This window comes from Streptomyces filipinensis (assembly GCF_014649495.1).
Classification (GTDB): domain Bacteria; phylum Actinomycetota; class Actinomycetes; order Streptomycetales; family Streptomycetaceae; genus Streptomyces; species Streptomyces filipinensis.
This window is the reverse complement of record NZ_BMTD01000025.1, coordinates 89,290-105,782: the sequence shown is the minus strand read 5'-3', so window position 1 is coordinate 105,782 and position 16,493 is coordinate 89,290. Positions and strand designations below refer to the sequence as shown.

Annotated in this window: 17 protein-coding genes; 10 read left to right on the top strand and 7 right to left on the bottom strand. The window is 71.8% G+C overall.

Annotation, left to right across the window (positions count from 1 at the left end; all coding sequences use genetic code 11):
* The first annotated feature begins 191 nt into the window (after window positions 1-191).
* Together IE244_RS36795 and IE244_RS36790 are read left to right on the top strand one after the other, a co-directional pair.
* Window positions 192-551, top strand: a complete 360-nt coding sequence (locus IE244_RS36795; RefSeq protein WP_191877932.1) for a DUF779 domain-containing protein — start codon at window positions 192-194, stop codon at window positions 549-551.
* A 168-nt stretch (window positions 552-719) separates the two neighbouring features.
* Window positions 720-1,910, top strand: a complete 1,191-nt coding sequence (locus IE244_RS36790) for a phosphodiester glycosidase family protein (protein ID WP_229854651.1) — start codon at window positions 720-722, stop codon at window positions 1,908-1,910.
* Window position 1,911: 1 nt separating this feature from the next.
* Here IE244_RS36790 and IE244_RS36785 read toward each other — a convergent pair whose 3' ends face one another.
* The 5 genes from IE244_RS36785 to IE244_RS36765 all read right to left on the bottom strand — a co-directional run bounded on the left by IE244_RS36785 (window position 1,912) and on the right by IE244_RS36765 (window position 6,319).
* Entirely contained in the window at window positions 1,912-2,106 is a 195-nt protein-coding gene (locus IE244_RS36785; protein WP_031160206.1) for a hypothetical protein, read from the bottom strand.
* Between the two features lie 316 nt (window positions 2,107-2,422).
* Entirely contained in the window at window positions 2,423-3,496 is a 1,074-nt protein-coding gene (locus IE244_RS36780) for an acyl-CoA dehydrogenase family protein (protein WP_191877930.1), read from the bottom strand.
* Window positions 3,493-4,674: an acyl-CoA dehydrogenase family protein gene (locus IE244_RS36775; protein WP_191877929.1), complete on the bottom strand. Its 1,182-nt coding sequence runs from the start codon at window positions 4,672-4,674 to the stop codon at window positions 3,493-3,495. Before IE244_RS36775 ends, IE244_RS36780 begins: the two co-directional genes overlap by 4 nt.
* Window positions 4,671-5,636 carry an NADPH:quinone oxidoreductase family protein gene (locus tag IE244_RS36770; protein WP_191877928.1) on the bottom strand — a complete coding sequence of 322 codons (966 nt, stop codon included), beginning with the start codon at window positions 5,634-5,636 and terminating at the stop codon, window positions 4,671-4,673. The genes IE244_RS36775 and IE244_RS36770 overlap by 4 nt, the downstream gene beginning before the upstream one ends.
* A gap of 107 nt (window positions 5,637-5,743) precedes the next feature.
* Window positions 5,744-6,319, bottom strand: a complete 576-nt coding sequence (locus tag IE244_RS36765; protein ID WP_191877927.1) for a helix-turn-helix domain-containing protein — start codon at window positions 6,317-6,319, stop codon at window positions 5,744-5,746.
* 715 nt (window positions 6,320-7,034) lie between these two features.
* Here IE244_RS36765 and IE244_RS36760 point away from each other — a divergent pair.
* The 4 genes from IE244_RS36760 to IE244_RS36745 all read left to right on the top strand — a co-directional run bounded on the left by IE244_RS36760 (window position 7,035) and on the right by IE244_RS36745 (window position 10,763).
* On the top strand, window positions 7,035-8,573 hold the full coding sequence (locus IE244_RS36760) for an ATP-dependent DNA ligase (RefSeq protein WP_191877926.1): 1,539 nt from the start codon (window positions 7,035-7,037) through the stop codon (window positions 8,571-8,573).
* Window positions 8,570-9,043: an NUDIX hydrolase gene (locus tag IE244_RS36755; protein WP_191877925.1), complete on the top strand. Its 474-nt coding sequence runs from the start codon at window positions 8,570-8,572 to the stop codon at window positions 9,041-9,043. The genes IE244_RS36760 and IE244_RS36755 overlap by 4 nt, the downstream gene beginning before the upstream one ends.
* A 75-nt stretch (window positions 9,044-9,118) precedes the next feature.
* The gene (locus IE244_RS36750; RefSeq protein WP_191877924.1) at window positions 9,119-10,504 is read left to right on the top strand and encodes an NADP-dependent succinic semialdehyde dehydrogenase; all 1,386 of its coding nucleotides are present in this window, start codon (window positions 9,119-9,121) and stop codon (window positions 10,502-10,504) included.
* Window positions 10,505-10,529: 25 nt separating this feature from the next.
* On the top strand, window positions 10,530-10,763 hold the full coding sequence (locus IE244_RS36745) for a DUF6213 family protein (RefSeq protein WP_031160188.1): 234 nt from the start codon (window positions 10,530-10,532) through the stop codon (window positions 10,761-10,763).
* On the opposite strand, the gene IE244_RS36740 is transcribed toward IE244_RS36745, so the two are convergent.
* The gene (locus tag IE244_RS36740; RefSeq protein ID WP_191877923.1) at window positions 10,760-11,419 is read right to left on the bottom strand and encodes a transcriptional regulator; all 660 of its coding nucleotides are present in this window, start codon (window positions 11,417-11,419) and stop codon (window positions 10,760-10,762) included. The two genes, IE244_RS36745 and IE244_RS36740, sit on opposite strands and share 4 nt — an antisense overlap.
* Before the next feature lie 187 nt (window positions 11,420-11,606).
* On the opposite strand from IE244_RS36740, the gene IE244_RS36735 reads away from it, so the two are divergent.
* From IE244_RS36735 to IE244_RS36725, 3 genes are read left to right on the top strand one after another with little or no spacing between them, the layout of a single operon-like run.
* Entirely contained in the window at window positions 11,607-12,671 is a 1,065-nt protein-coding gene (locus IE244_RS36735; protein ID WP_191877922.1) for a type III polyketide synthase, read from the top strand.
* Window positions 12,668-13,885, top strand: a complete 1,218-nt coding sequence (locus IE244_RS36730) for a cytochrome P450 (protein WP_191877921.1) — start codon at window positions 12,668-12,670, stop codon at window positions 13,883-13,885. Before IE244_RS36735 ends, IE244_RS36730 begins: the two co-directional genes overlap by 4 nt.
* Before the next feature lie 7 nt (window positions 13,886-13,892).
* On the top strand, window positions 13,893-14,414 hold the full coding sequence (locus IE244_RS36725) for a cupin domain-containing protein (protein ID WP_191877920.1): 522 nt from the start codon (window positions 13,893-13,895) through the stop codon (window positions 14,412-14,414).
* A 6-nt stretch (window positions 14,415-14,420) separates the two neighbouring features.
* Here the strand turns inward: IE244_RS36725 and IE244_RS36720 are convergent, their stop codons facing one another.
* Window positions 14,421-15,650, bottom strand: a complete 1,230-nt coding sequence (locus IE244_RS36720) for an acyl-CoA dehydrogenase family protein (protein ID WP_191877919.1) — start codon at window positions 15,648-15,650, stop codon at window positions 14,421-14,423.
* Between the two features lie 170 nt (window positions 15,651-15,820).
* Between IE244_RS36720 and IE244_RS36715 the strand changes: the two genes are divergently transcribed.
* On the top strand, window positions 15,821-16,465 hold the full coding sequence (locus IE244_RS36715; protein ID WP_191877918.1) for a TetR/AcrR family transcriptional regulator: 645 nt from the start codon (window positions 15,821-15,823) through the stop codon (window positions 16,463-16,465).
* Window positions 16,466-16,493 lie beyond the last annotated feature (28 nt).

Below are 16,493 nucleotides of genomic sequence, written 5' to 3'. Positions count from 1 at the left end.
CACCACCTGCCGGAACAGCACCCATAACTCGTCCGGCACCAACCGCTCAACCAGATCCGTCATGCACGGTTCAACGAACGATCACGCCATAAGAAACGACGTCTAAGGACCGGCTCTGGACGGGGCGGTGACGAGCCGTGAGACTGGCGGGGTCCGGCACCCGGTGCCCCGGCTCTTCAGGACGGTGACCCATGGATGAGGAAGTCCCCCGCGTCGAACTCACCCCCACGGCCGCGGAGCTGGTGCGACGGCTGCACGCCGAGCACGGTCCGCTGATGTTCCACCAGTCCGGCGGCTGCTGCGACGGCAGCGCGCCCATGTGCTACCCGGACGGCGAGTTCCGCACCGGCGACTCGGACGTGCTGCTGGCGGAGCTGGCGGTGGACGGGGTGGCCGAGCCGGTCACCTTCTGGATGTCCCGGAGTCAGTACCAGGCGTGGAGCCACACCCGGTTGATCGTGGACGTCGTCCCCGGACGGGGTAGCGGCTTCTCACTGGAGGCACCCGAGGGGGTGCGTTTTCTCACTCGTTCTCGCGTAGTCGAGGCCTAGTCGGCCCGGCGGTCGCCGCGCTCTGGTCCACTGCCCCGTAGAACCCGTACGGAACCTCTACGGAACCCGAACGGGAAAACCCGTGCGGCAGGGACAGTTGACGAGACATCAGGGGGCACGGTGACCAGACGTCGCAGGCGTTCGGCAGCGGGCAGAGTGGTTCTCACGGTGGTCACGGCTTTCGGTGTGCTGGCCGGTGCGGCCCTGGCGGGGGCGGCACCGGCCGGCGCCGTCGCGGCCGGCAAGCGGATCGCACCGGGCGTCACCTACCGGCAGTTCGACGTCGAAGCGGGCGCGGGCAAGGCTCACGCCCATCTGCTCACGGTCGACCTCGCCAATCCACACGTCCGCGTGGGCCTGTTGTACCCGGGCGTGGTGGCGGCCCGGGCCACGGTCTCCCGGCTGGCGGACTCGGCCGGGGCGGTCGCGGGGGTCAACGGTGACTTCTTCAACATCACCGAGACCCAGCACCCGGGCGTGGAGGCCACCGGCGCGAGCGTCGGACCGGCGATCGCGGACGGGCAGGTGCTCAAGGCCGCGGTGCCGACCGGGCAGCGGTTCGGACCCGCGCTGCCGCCGGGGACGAACACCCGGGACGTCTTCGGCGTGGGCACCGACCGGCGGGCCCGGCTGGACCGCCTCTCCCTCGTCGGCAGCGTCGTCACCCCGGAGGGCACCTTCCCGCTGAAGGGCCTCAACCAGTACGCGCTCGCCGAGAACTCCGTCGGCGCCTTCACCTCGCGCTGGGGCAGTGCCTCCCGGATGCGTGCGGTGTGCGGCAGCGACACCCAGCGGTCGGCGCCGTGCAGCGGCGACACCTACGAGGTGCGCATCGTGGGCGGCCGGGTGGTCTCCGCCTCCGACACCCCGGGCAGCGGCACGATCCCGGCGGACGCCACGGTCCTCGTGGGCCGCGAGGAGGGCGCCCAGCGGCTGCGCAAGCTCTCGGTGGGGGACGCGGTGACCGTGCAGCACAGCATGGTGGCGGCCTCGTCCGGGGTGCCGTACGCGTTCGCGATCGGGGGCTTCCCCGTCCTGCGGGGCGGCGAGGCGCTGTCCGGCCTGGACGACGTCACCTCGGCGGTGCGTACGGTCGTGGGCTTCAAGGGCGGCGGACACCAGCTGCTGATCCTGGCGCTGGACGGTGCCACCGAGTACCGGTCCGGGATGACGGTCGCGGAGGAGGCCGACACCATGCGCTCGTTGGGCGCCTCCGACGCGTTCAACCTCGACGGCGGCGGTTCGACGGAGTTGGTCACCCGTGACGACGGCGCGAGCGCCGTGACGGTCCGCAACCATCCGAGCAGTGGCGCCGAACGGCCCGTCGCGAACGGGATCGGCGTCTTCTCGGCCCCCTGATTCAGGGCCGCAGGCTGCTCACCAGCTCGGCGGTCGTGGTGAGCCCACTGCTGATGGTGGGCGCCATGCTCGTGCCGGCCAGGAAGAAGCCGAGCAGCATGCAGACCAGGGCGTGGGACATCTTCAAGGCGCCGTTGCGCACGAAGATCACGGCAATGATCAGTAGCAGCAGCACCACAGAGATGGAAATGGCCATCGCGAACCTCCTCCGCCACGCCCCTTGAGCGGCGTTCGGCCGCAAGTGTGGCGTAGCGGAGGGTTTGTTCGGGTGGCTGACGTGTCCCCCAAACGTGTGGTGTCACGCGGTGGTGCGGGCGCCGGAGATGACGACGGTGACCGGTCCGAGGTGGACGCGGCCGTGGGCGTACCGAAGGGAACATGCGTGCACCCGCCACACAAGGGAGGGCACCACGCGGGGAGTTGGCGCGCTGTCCACATGCGCGGTGCCCGTGCGCGGTGCCCGTGCGCGGAAGAGCCCGCCCCGGGTGGGGCGGGCTTCCCGCGGAAGTGCCTCAGGGGGCCTGCAGGTCGATCAGTCCGGCCAGCGCCTCGCGGTGCGCACCGGCCGTCCCGTAGGCGATCGAGTCGGCCTTGGCCCGCTTGAGGTACAGATGGATCGGATGCTCCCAGGTCATGCCGAGCCCGCCGTGCAGTTGCAGCGCCTCCTCGGCGGCGTGGACGGCGACGGGGGCGGCGTACGCCTGCGCGACGGCGACCGCGATCTCCGTGTCCTCGCCGGAGGCGAGCGCGTCCGCGGCGGCGCGGGCCGCGGCGCGGAGGTTGACGACCTCCAGCCAGAGCTGGGCGAGTCGGTGCTTGAGCGCCTGGAAGCCGCCGACCGGCCGGTTGAACTGCTTGCGCTCCTTCAGATAGCGGACCGTCTCGGTCAGGGCCCAGTCGGCCACGCCGAGTTGCTCGGAGGCGAGCAGTCCGGCGCCCGCCCTCAGGGCCCGTCGTACGGCGGGTTCCGCGTCGCCGACACGGCGGCCGGGAACGCCGTCCAGCCGTACCGTCGCCAGCGGCCGGGTCAGGTCCAGGGAGACCTGCGGGGTGAGCGTCACCGCGGCGGCCGGGACGGCGTACAGGCCGCCGTCGTCGGCCGGGACGAGCAGGACGTCGGCGACGCCCGCGTCGGCGATGCCGGTCAACTCGCCGCGCAGGGTGCCGTTCTCCAGCCGTACGGTCTTCCACACGGCATCCGGGGCCGTGTGCAGCCCGACGGCGAGGGCGCCGATGGTCCGGCCGGAGGCCAGCTGTCCCAGCAGTTCCTCGTCACCGGAGGCCAGCAGGGCCTCGGTGGCCACGACCGCGCTGGTGAGGTAGGGCACGGGTGCGACCGCTCGGCCCAGCTCCTCCAGGACCACGGCGACTTCGCGGGCCGACGCGCCCTGGCCGCCCTGCGCCTCGGGGACCAGCAGGCCGGCGAGGCCCATGCCGTCGGCGAGTGCCTTCCAGGCCGCGAGGTCGTGCGGGGTGTCGGACTCGGTGCGGGCGATGACGCCGGGCGCGTCGCAGTGGTCGGCGAGCAGGTCCCGTACGGCGGCCCGCAGCGCCTCTTCCTCCTCCGAGTACAGCAGGTCGGTCATCGGGCCAGGTCCTTCCATGCGACGTCCTTGTCGGTGCGCGGCTCGGCGGGCAGGCCGAGGACCCGCTCGGCGACGATGTTCAGCAGGACCTCGCTGGTCCCGCCCTCGATACTGTTGCCCTTGGAGCGCAGATAGCGGTAGCCGGCGTCGCGGCCGGTGAAGTCGACCAGTTCGGGGCGGCGCATGGTCCAGTCGTCGTACACCAGGCCCTCCTCGCCGCGGAGTTCCACTTCCAGGCCGCTGATCTCCTGGTTGAGGCGGGCGAAGGCGAGCTTCATGCCGGAGCCCTCGTAGCCGGGCTGACCGGCGACGAGCTGCTGGCGCAGGCGTTCGGCGGTGAGGCGGGAGACCTCGGCCTCGACCCACAGCTTCAGCAGGCGCTGGTGCAGCTCGTGGGTGCGCAGTTCTGGGCGTTCGCGCCAGGTCTTCGCGATCGGGCCGATCATGCCGCCCTCGCGGGGCAGGGCCATGCCGCCGATGGAGACGCGCTCGTTCATCAGCGTCGTCTGGGCGACCCGCCAGCCGTCGCCGACCGCGCCGAGGCGACGGGAGTCGGGGATGCGGACGTCGGTGAGGAAGACCTCGTTGAACTCGGCCTCGCCGGTGATCTGGCGCAGCGGCCGGACCTCGACGCCCGGGTCGGTCATGTCGCAGACGAAGTAGGTGATGCCTGCGTGCTTGGGCACGTCCGGAGCGGTGCGGGCGATGAGGATGGCCCAGCGGGCGACGTGGGCGCTGGACGTCCAGACCTTCTGCCCGTTGACGACCCAGTCCTCGCCCTCACGGACGGCCCGGGTGCCCAGCGCGGCGAGGTCGGAGCCCGCGCCGGGCTCGCTGAACAGCTGGCACCAGACTTCTTCGCCGGTCCACAGGGGCCGCAGGAAGCGCTGCTTCTGCTCGTCCGTGCCGTACTTGAGGATCGTCGGCGCGGCCATGCCGAGGCCGATCCCGATGCGCCGGGGGTCGTTGTCGGGGGCCCCGGCGGCCTCCAGCTCGGCGTCGACGACGGCCTGCAGGGAGCGCGGGGCGCCCAGACCGCCGAGGCCCTGCGGGTAGTGGACCCAGGCGAGGCCCGCGTCGAAGCGGGCGCCCAGGAAGTCCAGGCGGTCGGTGTCCGCGGGGGGATGCTCGGCCAGCAACTCCCGGGTGCGGCGGCGCAGTTCTTCGGCGTCGGTCATGCTGCTTCCTCCCTCACCACGGCGATCCGGCCGGTCGACCGGCCGTCCGCCACCTTCTGCACGGCCACGGCGGCCTCGCTCAGCGGCACCCGCTCGCTCACCAGCGGCTTGATCGCGCCCCGGGCGGCCAGCTCGGTGAGCTGCTCGTGGCACTGCAGGATCAGCTTCGGGTTCTTGGTGTTGTACAGGCCCCAGTGCAGGCCCTGGATCGAGTAGTTCTTCACCAGCGCGTGGTTGAGGGCGGGGCTCGGGATGGTGCCGCTGGCGAAGCCGACCACGACGATCCGGCCCTCGAAGGCGACGAGCTTGGCGGACTGGGCGTAGGCCTCCCCGCCGACGGGGTCGTAGATCACGTCGGCACCGCGGCCGCCGGTGGCCTCCTTCACGGCCGCGATCACGTCCTCGGCGCGGCGGTCGACGACCACGTCACAGCCCAGCTCGCGGGCCACGGCGGCCTTGTCCGCGCCGCCGACCACGCCGATGACGGTCGCGCCGGCCGCCTTGCCGAGCTGGACGGCGGCGCTGCCGACACCGCCGGCGGCGGCGTGCACGAGCAGGGTCTCCCCGGCCTCCAGGCGGGCCCGGCGGTGCAGGCCGAACCAGCCCGTCTGGTAGCCGATGTGCAGCGCGGCGGCCTCGGCGTCGTCCAGCGACTCGGGCGCGGGAAGCAGGGCGCGGGCGTCGGCGAGGGCGTACTCGGCGAAGCCGCCGTGGGGCAGCGCGGGGTTGGCGATCACGCGACGGCCGTCCTCGGTCTCGCCGCAGATCTCGACGCCGGGCGTGAACGGCAGCGGCGGACGCACCTGGTACTGGCCGCGGCACAGCAGCGCGTCCGGGAAGTTGACGTTGGCCGCGCGTACGCGCAGCAGCACCTGACCGTCACCGGGTGTGGGCCGCTCCACCTCGGCCAGGCGCATCACCTCGCTCGGCTCGCCGTTCTCGTGCACTTGCCATGCCTGCATGCGGGGCCTCCACGGGACTGCTTCGTCTGACCGGGTCCGACTGCATACTAAGCGGTCGCTTGCCATTCAGGGAACAGCCGGCCGGACTCCGGCACGCGTTGGGTGGATCACTTCCCGGACGCCGGCCGCGCCCGTACGTGCATCCTCTCTCCCTGGGGCCCGAACAGGCTGAGGAACTCCACCGGCCCCTCGCCCGTCGAGCCGAACCAGTGCGGCACGCGCGTGTCGAACTCGGCGGCCTCCCCCGCCGACAGCACCACGTCGTGCTCGCCCAGGACCAGCCGCAGCCGGCCCGAGAGCACGTACAGCCACTCGTAGCCCTCATGGGTGCGCGGATCCGGCTCCTGCCGGCGCTGCGGCTCCAGCACCTTGAAGGCCTGCAGGCCACCGGGCTGGCGGGTCAGCGGCCAGTGGGTGCGGCCGCCCCGCGTGATCGGCTTGGACCGCACCCGCGGGTCCCCCACCGGCGGCGCGCCGACCAGGTCGTCCAGCGGCACCTGGTGCGCCTGGGCGATCGGCAGCAGCAGTTCGAGGCTGGGTCTGCGCAGGCCGGACTCCAGCCGGGAGAGGGTGCTCACGGAGATGCCGGTGACCTCGGACAGCGCGGCCAGGGTCACCTCCCGCTCCTTGCGCATCCGCCGCAGCCTCGGACCCACCCCGGCGAGAACGTCGTCGGTACTCATGGCGGCATTGCAGTTTCGGCAAACCCCTTTGTCAATGCCGCAGCCGCGGGACGGGGGGCGCAGGTAGCCGCCGGACGAAAGGGGGCGAAGGTGGCCACACCGCCGGCACCGGGATCGGGGACACGGGCCGGGCCGGCACAGACTCCACGGCACAGCCGACAGACCCCCGGACGAGACAGGGCGAACGTCGCCACACCACAGGCACCCGGATCGGGGACACGGGCCGGGCCGGCACAGACTCCACGGCACAGCCGACAGACCGCCGGACGAGACAGGGCGAACGTCGCCACACCACAGGAACCGGGCCCGGGGGCACGCGCCGGGCCGGCGCGGGCTTCACGACGCAGGCCGCCGGGCGGTGCGGGGCCGGCAGCCGGTGGCGGGACCGCGGGGCGAGGTGCCGCCGTTTCCGGGGCCGGCCGTGCGGCTCACCGGCCGTACCGCCACGACGAGGCCCCCGACCCGCCGACCGGCGAGCTCGCGGCCCGCCGCCGAGTGCGCACCGGGCGCTGATGGGAACCGGCCCCCGCCCCGCGGGTACCCCCGCCGCGAGGAGACACGGTCCACGACCACGACCGCGAGGAGCCGCGCGAGCGGCCTCAGCGGATTCGCCACCGACGACGCGCCTCGCCGGGCGCACGAACCGCCACGGGGCGTGCGGACCGGTGTCGCCGTACCGGGTGTGTTCCGGCGCCCCGCGTAGCACGATGACTGCATGCTGCTGATCCGGCTCGCCCAGGTGTCCCAGGAGGTCGCCGCGACGGCGGCCCGGTCCCGCAAGACGGCGCTGCTCGCCGAGTTGTTCCGGGAGGCGGAGGCGGACGACGTGCCGATCGTCATCCCGTACCTGGCCGGACGGCTGCCCCAGGGCCGGCTCGGCGTGGGCTGGAAGGTGCTGAGCCGCCCGGTGCCGCCGGCCGCCGGGCCCACCCTCACGGTCCGCGAGGTCGACGTGCTGCTCAGCGAGCTGGGCAAGGTGTCGGGGCCGGGCTCACAGGCGGAGCGGACCCGCCTCGTCGGCGAGCTGATGGGCGCCGCCACCGAGGAGGAACAGCGTTTCCTGCTCGGTCTGCTCACCGGCGAGGTACGGCAGGGCGCGCTGGACGCGGTGGCGGTGGAGGGCCTCGCCCGGGCGACCGGTGCCGCCGCGGCGGACGTACGACGGGCGGTGATGCTCGCCGGTTCGCTGCAGACGGTCGCCCAGGCCCTGCTCGCCGAGGGGCCCGGGGCGCTGGACCGGTTCCGGCTCACCGTCGGCCGGCCCGTCCTGCCGATGCTGGCGCACAGCGCGTCCTCGGTCGCCGAGGCGGTGGAGAAGCTGGGCGCCTGCGCGGTGGAGGAGAAGCTGGACGGCATCCGGGTGCAGGTCCACCGGGACGGCGACACGGTCCGCGTGCACACCCGCACCCTGGACGACATCACCGACCGGCTGCCCGAAGTGACCTCCGCGGCCCGGGAGTTGCGGGGCGAGCGGTTCATCCTGGACGGCGAGGTGATCTCCTTCGACGCGGCCGGCCGGCCCCGGTCCTTCCAGGAGACCGCGGGCCGGGTCGGCTCCCGGACGGACGTGGCGAAGGCGGCCGGAGAGGTCCCGGTCTCCCCCGTCTTCTTCGACGCCCTCTCGGTCGACGGCACCGACCTGCTGGACCTCCCGTTCGCCGAGCGGCACGCGCAGCTGGCCCGGCTGGTGCCCGAGCCGATGCGGGTGCGCCGCACGGTCGCCTCCGGCCCGGCGGACATCGCGGAGGCGGAACGGTTCCTCGCCGACACCCTGGCCCGCGGTCACGAGGGCGTGGTGGTCAAGGCGCTCGACGCGCCCTACAGCGCGGGCCGGCGCGGAGCCGCCTGGCTGAAGGTCAAACCCGTCCACACCCTCGATCTGGTGGTGCTGGCCGCCGAGTGGGGCCACGGCCGGCGCACGGGCAAGCTCTCCAACCTCCATCTGGGCGCCCGCTCCCCCGACGGCGGCTTCGCCATGCTCGGCAAGACCTTCAAGGGCATGACCGACGCGATGCTCGCCTGGCAGACCGAGCGGCTCCAGGAGCTGGCGGTCGAGGACAACGGCTGGGTGGTGCGGGTCCGCCCCGAACTCGTCGTGGAGATCGCCTACGACGGTCTCCAGCGCTCCTCCCGCTACCCGGCCGGCGTCACCCTCCGCTTCGCCCGCGTGGTCCGCTACCGCGAGGACAAGCGCCCCGAGGAGGCCGATACGGTGCAGGCCCTGCTGGCGGCCCACCCGGAGGTCACACCGTGACGGTGCGTGCGACGAGGCGCAGCGCGGGACTGCTGTTGTTCCGGCACACCGGTGCGGGAATCGAGGTCCTGCTGGGGCACATGGGTGGTCCCTTCTGGGCGAAGAAGGAAGCGGGGGCGTGGACCGTCCCCAAGGGTGAGTACGAACCCGACGAGCCCGCGTGGGAGGCCGCCCGGCGGGAGTTCCGGGAGGAGCTGGGGCTGGCGCCGCCCGACGGGGCGGCCGTACCGCTGGGCGAGGTCGCGCAGAAGAACGGCAAGATCGTCACCGCGTGGGCCGTCGAGGCGGACCCGGACCTCACCGGCTTCCGCCCCGGCAGCTTCACCATGGAGTGGCCGCCGAGGTCCGGCCGGATGCGGGAGTTCCCGGAATTGGACCGCGTGGCGTGGTTCGGCCTGGACCGCGCCCGTGAGCTGGTCATCGCGGCGCAGACCGCGTTTCTCGACCGGCTGGCGGAGCACTCGGGCTGAAGGGGGCCTTTCGCGTTGCGCCGCGCCCTGCCGCGCGCGAAGGTCGAAGCAAGCCCGCTCCCAGGGAGGTCAGCCATGCCCATCGCGACGGTGAACCCGGCGAACGGCGAGACGCTCAAGACGTACGAGCCCATGGGCGAGGAGGAGCTGGAACGCCGGCTCCAGCTCGCCGAGGCCACGTTCCGCACCTACCGGACGACCACGTTCGCCGACCGCGCTCGCTTGCTGAACAAGGCCGCCGACCTGCTGGACGAGGACCAGCAGGAGATCGCCCGGGTCATGACCACCGAGATGGGCAAGCCGATCAAGCAGGCACGGGCGGAGGCCGCGAAGTGCGCCAAGGCCATGCGCTGGTACGCCGAACGCGCCGAGGGACTGCTGGCCGACGAGGAACCCGCCGAGTCGGACGTGCGCGATGCGGGCGCCTCCCGGGTCCGGGTGCGCTACCGCCCGTTGGGTCCCGTGCTCGCGGTGATGCCGTGGAACTTCCCGCTGTGGCAGGTGATCCGGTTCGCCGCGCCCGCGCTGATGGCGGGCAACGTGGGCCTGCTCAAGCACGCCTCCAACGTCCCCCAGACGGCCCTGTACCTGGAGGACCTGTTCCACCGGGCGGGCTTCACGGAGGGCTGTTTCCAGACGCTGCTGATCGGATCGGCGGCGGTGGACGACATCCTGCGCGACGAACGGGTGAAGGCGGCGACGCTGACCGGCAGCGAGCCCGCGGGCCGGGCGGTCGCCTCCACCGCCGGCGAGATGATCAAGAAGACGGTGCTGGAGCTGGGCGGCAGCGACCCGTACGTGGTGATGCCCTCGGCCGACCTGGACCGGGCGGCCGAGGTGGCGGTGACCGCGCGCGTGCAGAACAACGGGCAGTCCTGTATCGCAGCCAAGCGGTTCATCGTGCAGAGCGACGTCTACGACGCCTTCGCCGAGAAGTTCGTCGCGGGCATGCGGGCGCTCAAGGTCGGTGACCCGCTGGAGGAGGACACCGAGGTCGGGCCGCTCTCCAGCGAGCAGGGGCGCACCGACCTGGAAGAGCTGGTCGACGACGCGAAGCGCAGCGGCGCCGAGGTGCTGTGCGGCGCCGAGCGGCCGGACGGACCGGGCTGGTACTACCCGCCGACCGTGCTGGCCGGAATCACCCGGGAGATGCGCATCCACCGGGAGGAGGCGTTCGGGCCGGTGGCCACGCTCTACCGGGCGGCCGATGTGGACGAGGCGCTGCTCATCGCCAACGACTCACCGTTCGGGCTGAGTTCCAACGTGTGGACGCGGGACGAGAGCGAGGTGGAGCGGTTCAGCCGCGACCTGGAGGCCGGGTCCGTGTTCGTCAACGGGATGACCGCCTCCCATCCGGCGTTCCCGTTCGGCGGGCTCAAGCGGTCCGGGTACGGGCGTGAGCTGTCCGGGCACGGAATCCGCGAGTTCTGCAACATCACCACGGTTTGGCAGGGTGCGTGAGCGCTGCGCGGCTAGCATCCGGTTTGTGAACGGCGAAGTGACTCTGCCTCTGATCGTGGACGACCGTGGGGCCCTGCAGGTGGCTGCGGCCGACGTGAGTAAGCTGCTGCGGACCGTGGGCGCTCGGTGGCTGCATCTGGTCGATGGCGGGGAGCCGGGGCTGGACGAGGACACGGTGGCTGCCTTGACCATCGAGCTGGCCAAGCTCGCGGATCGCATCGACGTGGCGTGTATCGCGCACAGCAGCGGGGCGCCTTAGACCGCTGTGCCGAGCGTTGCCCAGAACATGCTCTCGTACTGCTGCAGCAGGCTTCCGTACGTGTGTGCCAGGTCCGGGTTCAGGTCACCGGTGTCCAGCGCCGCCTGGACCGCCGCCGTCGCCTGTTCGTCCAGGTCCGGAGCCGGCTCGGCGAAGAAGTCGAAGAAGGCGCGGGCCTCGTCCGGGAAGCCGTAGTGGGTGCGCAGGCCGGAGGCGATGCGGGCGCAGTAGCTGCCCCAGGCCGAGAAGTTGGCCGTGAGGGCCAGGACGACGTCCCCCGGGGAGGCGTTGAGGGCCAGCCAGGAGACGTAGGCGGGGTAGGCCTGGCAGCCGGCGAGGGGGACGTACCCCGCGGCGCGTTCCGCCGTCACGCCGCAGGCGCCGGCGAAGGCCGCGAGGTGACCGGCCGCCAGTTCCTCGCCCGTCGCCAGGGTGGTGAAGAAGACCGCGGAGGCCGGGTCGGCGCGCTGTGCGAGGTGCTGGAAGGCGCGACGGTCGGCCGGGATCACCTCCCGCTGCTCCAGGGCCAGTGCGGCCAGAGCCGCCGGGGAGGCCTCGCCGCGTTCGATCAGCGGTACCAGTGGATTGGCCGCCGGGTCGGGGGCCAGGGTTCGGATGGCCGTCCCCAGCAGCTGCCGCGCGGTAACAGCGGTCATGGATTTTCCCCTCGTCCGGCGGTGGAATTCGCCCTTCGAGCCTGACACGGGGTCCCCGATTCGGAGTAACCCAACGCGAGATAGTCGTCCTCCTGGGTGACGGTGGGTGTAGCACCCACAGAGGTGAACCACCTTCTGGCCGGTGGGCGGCGAAGGCCCTCCGGAAATCGGAAAGCAGGGACGGTTCATGGCGACTTTGTGCAGACCCTCGGTGTCGGTCCCGGAGCACGTGATCACGATGGAGGAGACGCTGGAGCTGGCGCGCTCCCGCCACGCGGACCACCCTCAACTGCCACTCGCGCTGCGCCTCATCGAGAACACGGGCGTCAAGACCCGGCACATCGTGCAGCCCATCGAGGAAACGCTGAAGCACCCGGGCTTCGAGGAGCGCAACAAGCTCTACGAGGCCGAGGCCAAGGCCCGGGTCCCCGCGGTGATCCAGCGGGCGCTGGACGACGCGGAGCTGCTCACCAGCGACATCGACGTGATCATCTACGTCTCCTGCACGGGCTTCATGATGCCCTCGCTCACGGCGTGGCTGATCAACGAGATGGACTTCGACTCCACCACCCGGCAGCTCCCCATGGCCCAGCTGGGCTGCGCGGCCGGCGGTGCGGCGATCAACCGGGCGCACGACTTCTGCTCGGCCTACCCGAACGCCAACGCGCTCATCGTGGCCTGCGAGTTCTGCTCGCTGTGCTACCAGCCCACCGACCTCGGCGTCGGCTCGCTGCTCTCCAACGGTCTGTTCGGCGACGGCATCGCCGCGGCCGTGGTCCGCGGGAACGGCGGCACGGGCGTCCGTCTGGAACGCAACGGCTCCTACCTGATCCCGAAGACGGAGGACTGGATCGCGTACGACGTCCGGGCCACCGGCTTCCACTTCCTGCTGGACAAGCGGGTGCCCACGACCATGGAGCCACTCGCCCCGGCGCTGAAGGACCTGGCAGGGCTGCACGGCTGGGACGCGTCCGACCTGGACTTCTACATCATCCACGCGGGCGGGCCCCGGATACTCGACGACCTCAGCAAGTTCCTGGAGGTCGAGCCGCACGCCTTCCGGTTCAGCCGGGCCACGCTGACCGAGTACGGCAACATCGCCAGCGCCGTCGTCCTGGACGCGCTGCGCCGGCTCTTCGACGAGGGCGGCGCCGAGGACCGGGCGCGCGGTCTGCTCGCCGGGTTCGGTCCCGGCATCACCGCCGAGATGACGGTGGGCCGCTGGGTCAACGCGGGCGGAGACGCGCGATGACCGCGCAGACCACGCTCACCGGGACACCGCCCCCCGTACGGCAGTGGCCGGCGCTCGACCTGAGCGGCGCGGACTTCGACCCGGTGCTGACCGAGCTGATGCGCGAGGGACCGGTCACCCGCGTGCAGCTGCCCAACGGCGAGGGCTGGGCCTGGCTGGTGACCCGGTACGACGACGTGCGCATGGTGGCCAACGACCCGCGCTTCAGCCGTGAGGCGGTCATGAACCAGCAGGTCACCCGGCTCGCCCCGCACTTCATCCCGGACCGCGGCGCGGTCGGCTTCCTCGACCCGCCCGACCACACCCGGCTGCGCCGCGCGGTGGCCGCCGCGTTCACCGCGAAGGGCGTGGAACGGGTGCGGGACAAGGCACGCGCCGTACTGGACGAGCTGGTCGACGAGCTGCTGCAGGACGGGCCGCCCGCCGATCTCACCACCGCGGTCCTCAGCCCGTTCCCGATCGCGGTGATCTGCGAGCTGATGGGCGTCCCACCCGGCGACCGGCACACGCTGCACACCGGGACCCAGCTCATCCTGTCCTCCTCGAACGGCAAGGAGGTCAGCGAGAGGGCCAAGCGGGAGATGAGCGCCTACTTCTCCGGTCTCATCGCTCTGCGCGAGAACAGCACGGCCGAGGACGTCACCTCGCTGCTCGGCGCCGCGGTGGGCCGGGGCGAGGTCACCCTGGAGGAGGCCGTCGGTCTCGCCGTCCTCCTCCAGATCGGCGGCGAGGCGGTGACCAACAACAGCGGGCAGATGTTCTACCTGCTGCTGACCCGCCGCGACCTGATCGAACGGCTGCGCGACGAGCCGGAGATCCGGCCTCGGGCCATCGACGAACTGCTGCGCTACATCCCGCACCGCAACGCCGTCGGTCTGTCCCGGATCGCGCTGGAGGACGTGGAGATCAGAGGGCACCGCATCCGCGCGGGCGACCCGGTCTACATCTCCTACCTGGCCGCCAACCGCGACCCGGACGTCTTCCCGGACCCGGAGACCATCGACTTCTCCCGCAGCCCGAACCCGCATGTGTCCTTCGGTTTCGGCCCGCACTACTGCCCGGGCGGCCAGCTCGCCCGGCTGGAGTCGGAGCTGCTGGTCGACACCCTGCTGGACCGGGTTCCGGGCCTGAAGCTGGCGGTACCGCCGGAGCAGGTGCCCTTCAGGAAGGGCGCGCTGATCCGGGGTCCCGAGGCCCTGCCGGTGACCTGGTGAGCCACCGATGACGCAGACCGAGGGACTGCTCGTGCCGCCGGGCCACGGCCGGGTCGTGGCGACACCGGCCCAGCGTGTGACGTTCAAGGTCACCGGCACCCACTCGCGGATCGCCTCCACCTTCGAGGTGGAGGTCCCGCCGGGCTTCGACGTGGGCGCCCATGTGCACACGCGCAGCGAGGAGTTGTTCTACGTCCTCGAAGGCGAGCTGGACGTGCTCGCCTTCGAGCCGCGCATCCGCACACCCGACAACTGGCAGAAGTGGGAGTCGAGTTCGGGCGGCCGGGTGGTCCGGGCGACGCCCGGCACGGTCATCGTCGTACCTCCGGGATGTCCGCACGCGTTCGCGAACCCCATGGACACGCCGGCGAAGATGTTCTTCCAGGCGTCTCCGCCCCCGGATCACGAACGCTACTTCGAGGAGCTGCTGGAGATCCTGGGCACCGGCGGCCCGCCGGACCATGAGGCCATCGAGGCGCTGAGGGCGAAGTACGACATCGAGCAACTCACGCCTCTCAGACACCGGTGAGTGTCCCTACCGGATCGGCATCCCGGCCAGGGTCCGCGCGATGACGAGCCGCTGGATCTCGCTCGTCCCCTCGAAGATCGTGTAGATCGCGCTGTCCCGGTGCATCCGCTCGACCGGGTACTCACGGGTGTACCCGTTGCCGCCCAGGATCTGGATCGCCTGCGCGGTCACCTTCTTCGCCGTCTCACTCGCGAACAGCTTCGACATCGACCCCTCGGCGGCGGTGAACGGCTTGCCGTTGACCGCCATCCAGGACGCCCGCCACACGAGCAGCCGGGCCGCGTCGATCTGCGTCCGCATGTCCGCGAGCTGGAAGGCCACCCCCTGGTTGTCGATGATCGGCCGCCCGAACTGCTCCCGGGTCCTGGCGTAGTCGAGGGCGACCTCGTACGCGGCCCGGGCGGTGCCGACCGCCATCGCGCCGACGGCGGGGCGGGACGCCTCGAACGTGGCCATCGCCGCGTTCTTCACCCGGTCGCCTCCGGCCGCCTTCGCCTTCTCGCGGGCCCGCGCGAGCCGCTCGTCCAGCTTCTCCTTGCCGCCGAGCAGGCAGGAGCCGGGGACGCGGACGTTGTCGAGGACGACCTCGGCGGTGTGCGAGGCGCGGATGCCGTGCTTCTTGAACTTCTGGCCCTGGGACAGGCCCGGCGTGCCCGGCGGGACGATGAAGGAGGCGTGCCCCTTGGAGCCCACTTCCGGATCGACGCTCGCGACGACGACGTGGACGTTGGCGATGCCGCCGTTGGTCGCCCAGGTCTTCGTGCCGTTGATCACCCACTCGTCCTTGGCCTCGTCGTACACGGCGCGCGTGCGCAGGGAGGCGACGTCCGAGCCGGCGTCGGGCTCGGAGGAGCAGAACGCGGCGACCTTGACATCGTTCTGGTCGCCGTACATCTGCGGGATCCAGGTGCCGATCTGTTCCTCGGTTCCGTTGGCGAGAACGCCCACGGCGGCGAGACCGGTGCCCACAATGGAGAGGGCGATGCCCGCATCGCCCCAGAAGAGCTCCTCCATGGCCATCGGGATACCGAGGCCGGTGGGGTCGAAGTACTGCTGCGCGTAGAAGTCGAGGGAGTAGATGCCGACCTTCGCGGCCTCCTGGATGACCGGCCAGGGAGTCTCCTCGCGCTCGTCCCACTCGGCGGCCGCGGGGCGGATCACGTCGGCGGCGAAGCCATGGAGCCAGTCCCGGACTTCCTTCTGTTCGTCGTTCAGCTCCATGGTGAACTCGGCCATGTCCCCTCCAGCGGCGGCAATGCGATGTTACTAGCGGTAACCCGAGTCTGTTACCGACGGGTAGGAAAAGTCAACCTGCGAGGACGTCCCGGCATCCCGTTCGATGTCAGGGGCACAGTCAGTGTTAGTTTGCGCAGGCGTCACCGAATCAGCACGGGTGGGGAGAGCACATGGACACCACACAGCGGACCGATCAGCAGCGGTCCGCCGACCGCCGCCGGCGCGAGCTGCTGGAGGCCGCCGACCGGGTGGTGCTGCGCGACGGCCCGCAGGCGTCGATGAACGCGATCGCGGCGGAGGCGGGAATCACGAAGCCGATCCTTTATCGCCACTTCGGCGACAAGGGCGGCCTTTACGCGGCTTTGGCCAAGCGGCACACGGACGCGCTGCTCGACTCACTGCGGGCGGCGCTGGACGCTCCGGCCGACCGGCGCGAGCGGGTCGAGTCCACGCTGGACACGTACCTCGCGGCGATCGAGGCCAGGCCTCAGGTCTACCGGTTCCTGATGCATCCCGCGGAGGGCAGCGCCGGGGGCGACCAGGGCTTCGACGTCGGCAAGCACAGCGCTCCGCTGCTTCGGCGGATGGGCGAGGAGCTGGCCCAGGTCATCGAGGAGCGGGTGGACCTGGGGCCGGGGAGTCAGCAGCTCGCCCGGGTGTGGGGGCACGGGATCGTCGGGATGATGCACGCGGCGGGCGACTGGTGGCTGGGGGAACGGCCTTGCTCCCGGGCCGAGTTGGTGCGGTCTCTCGCCGATCTGTTGTGGGGGCGGCTTGCGGCCGCGGGGGACAGGATGGGCGGCCCGGGGTTCTGACGGCCGCCGCTCGACTGCGGGCGCGTGG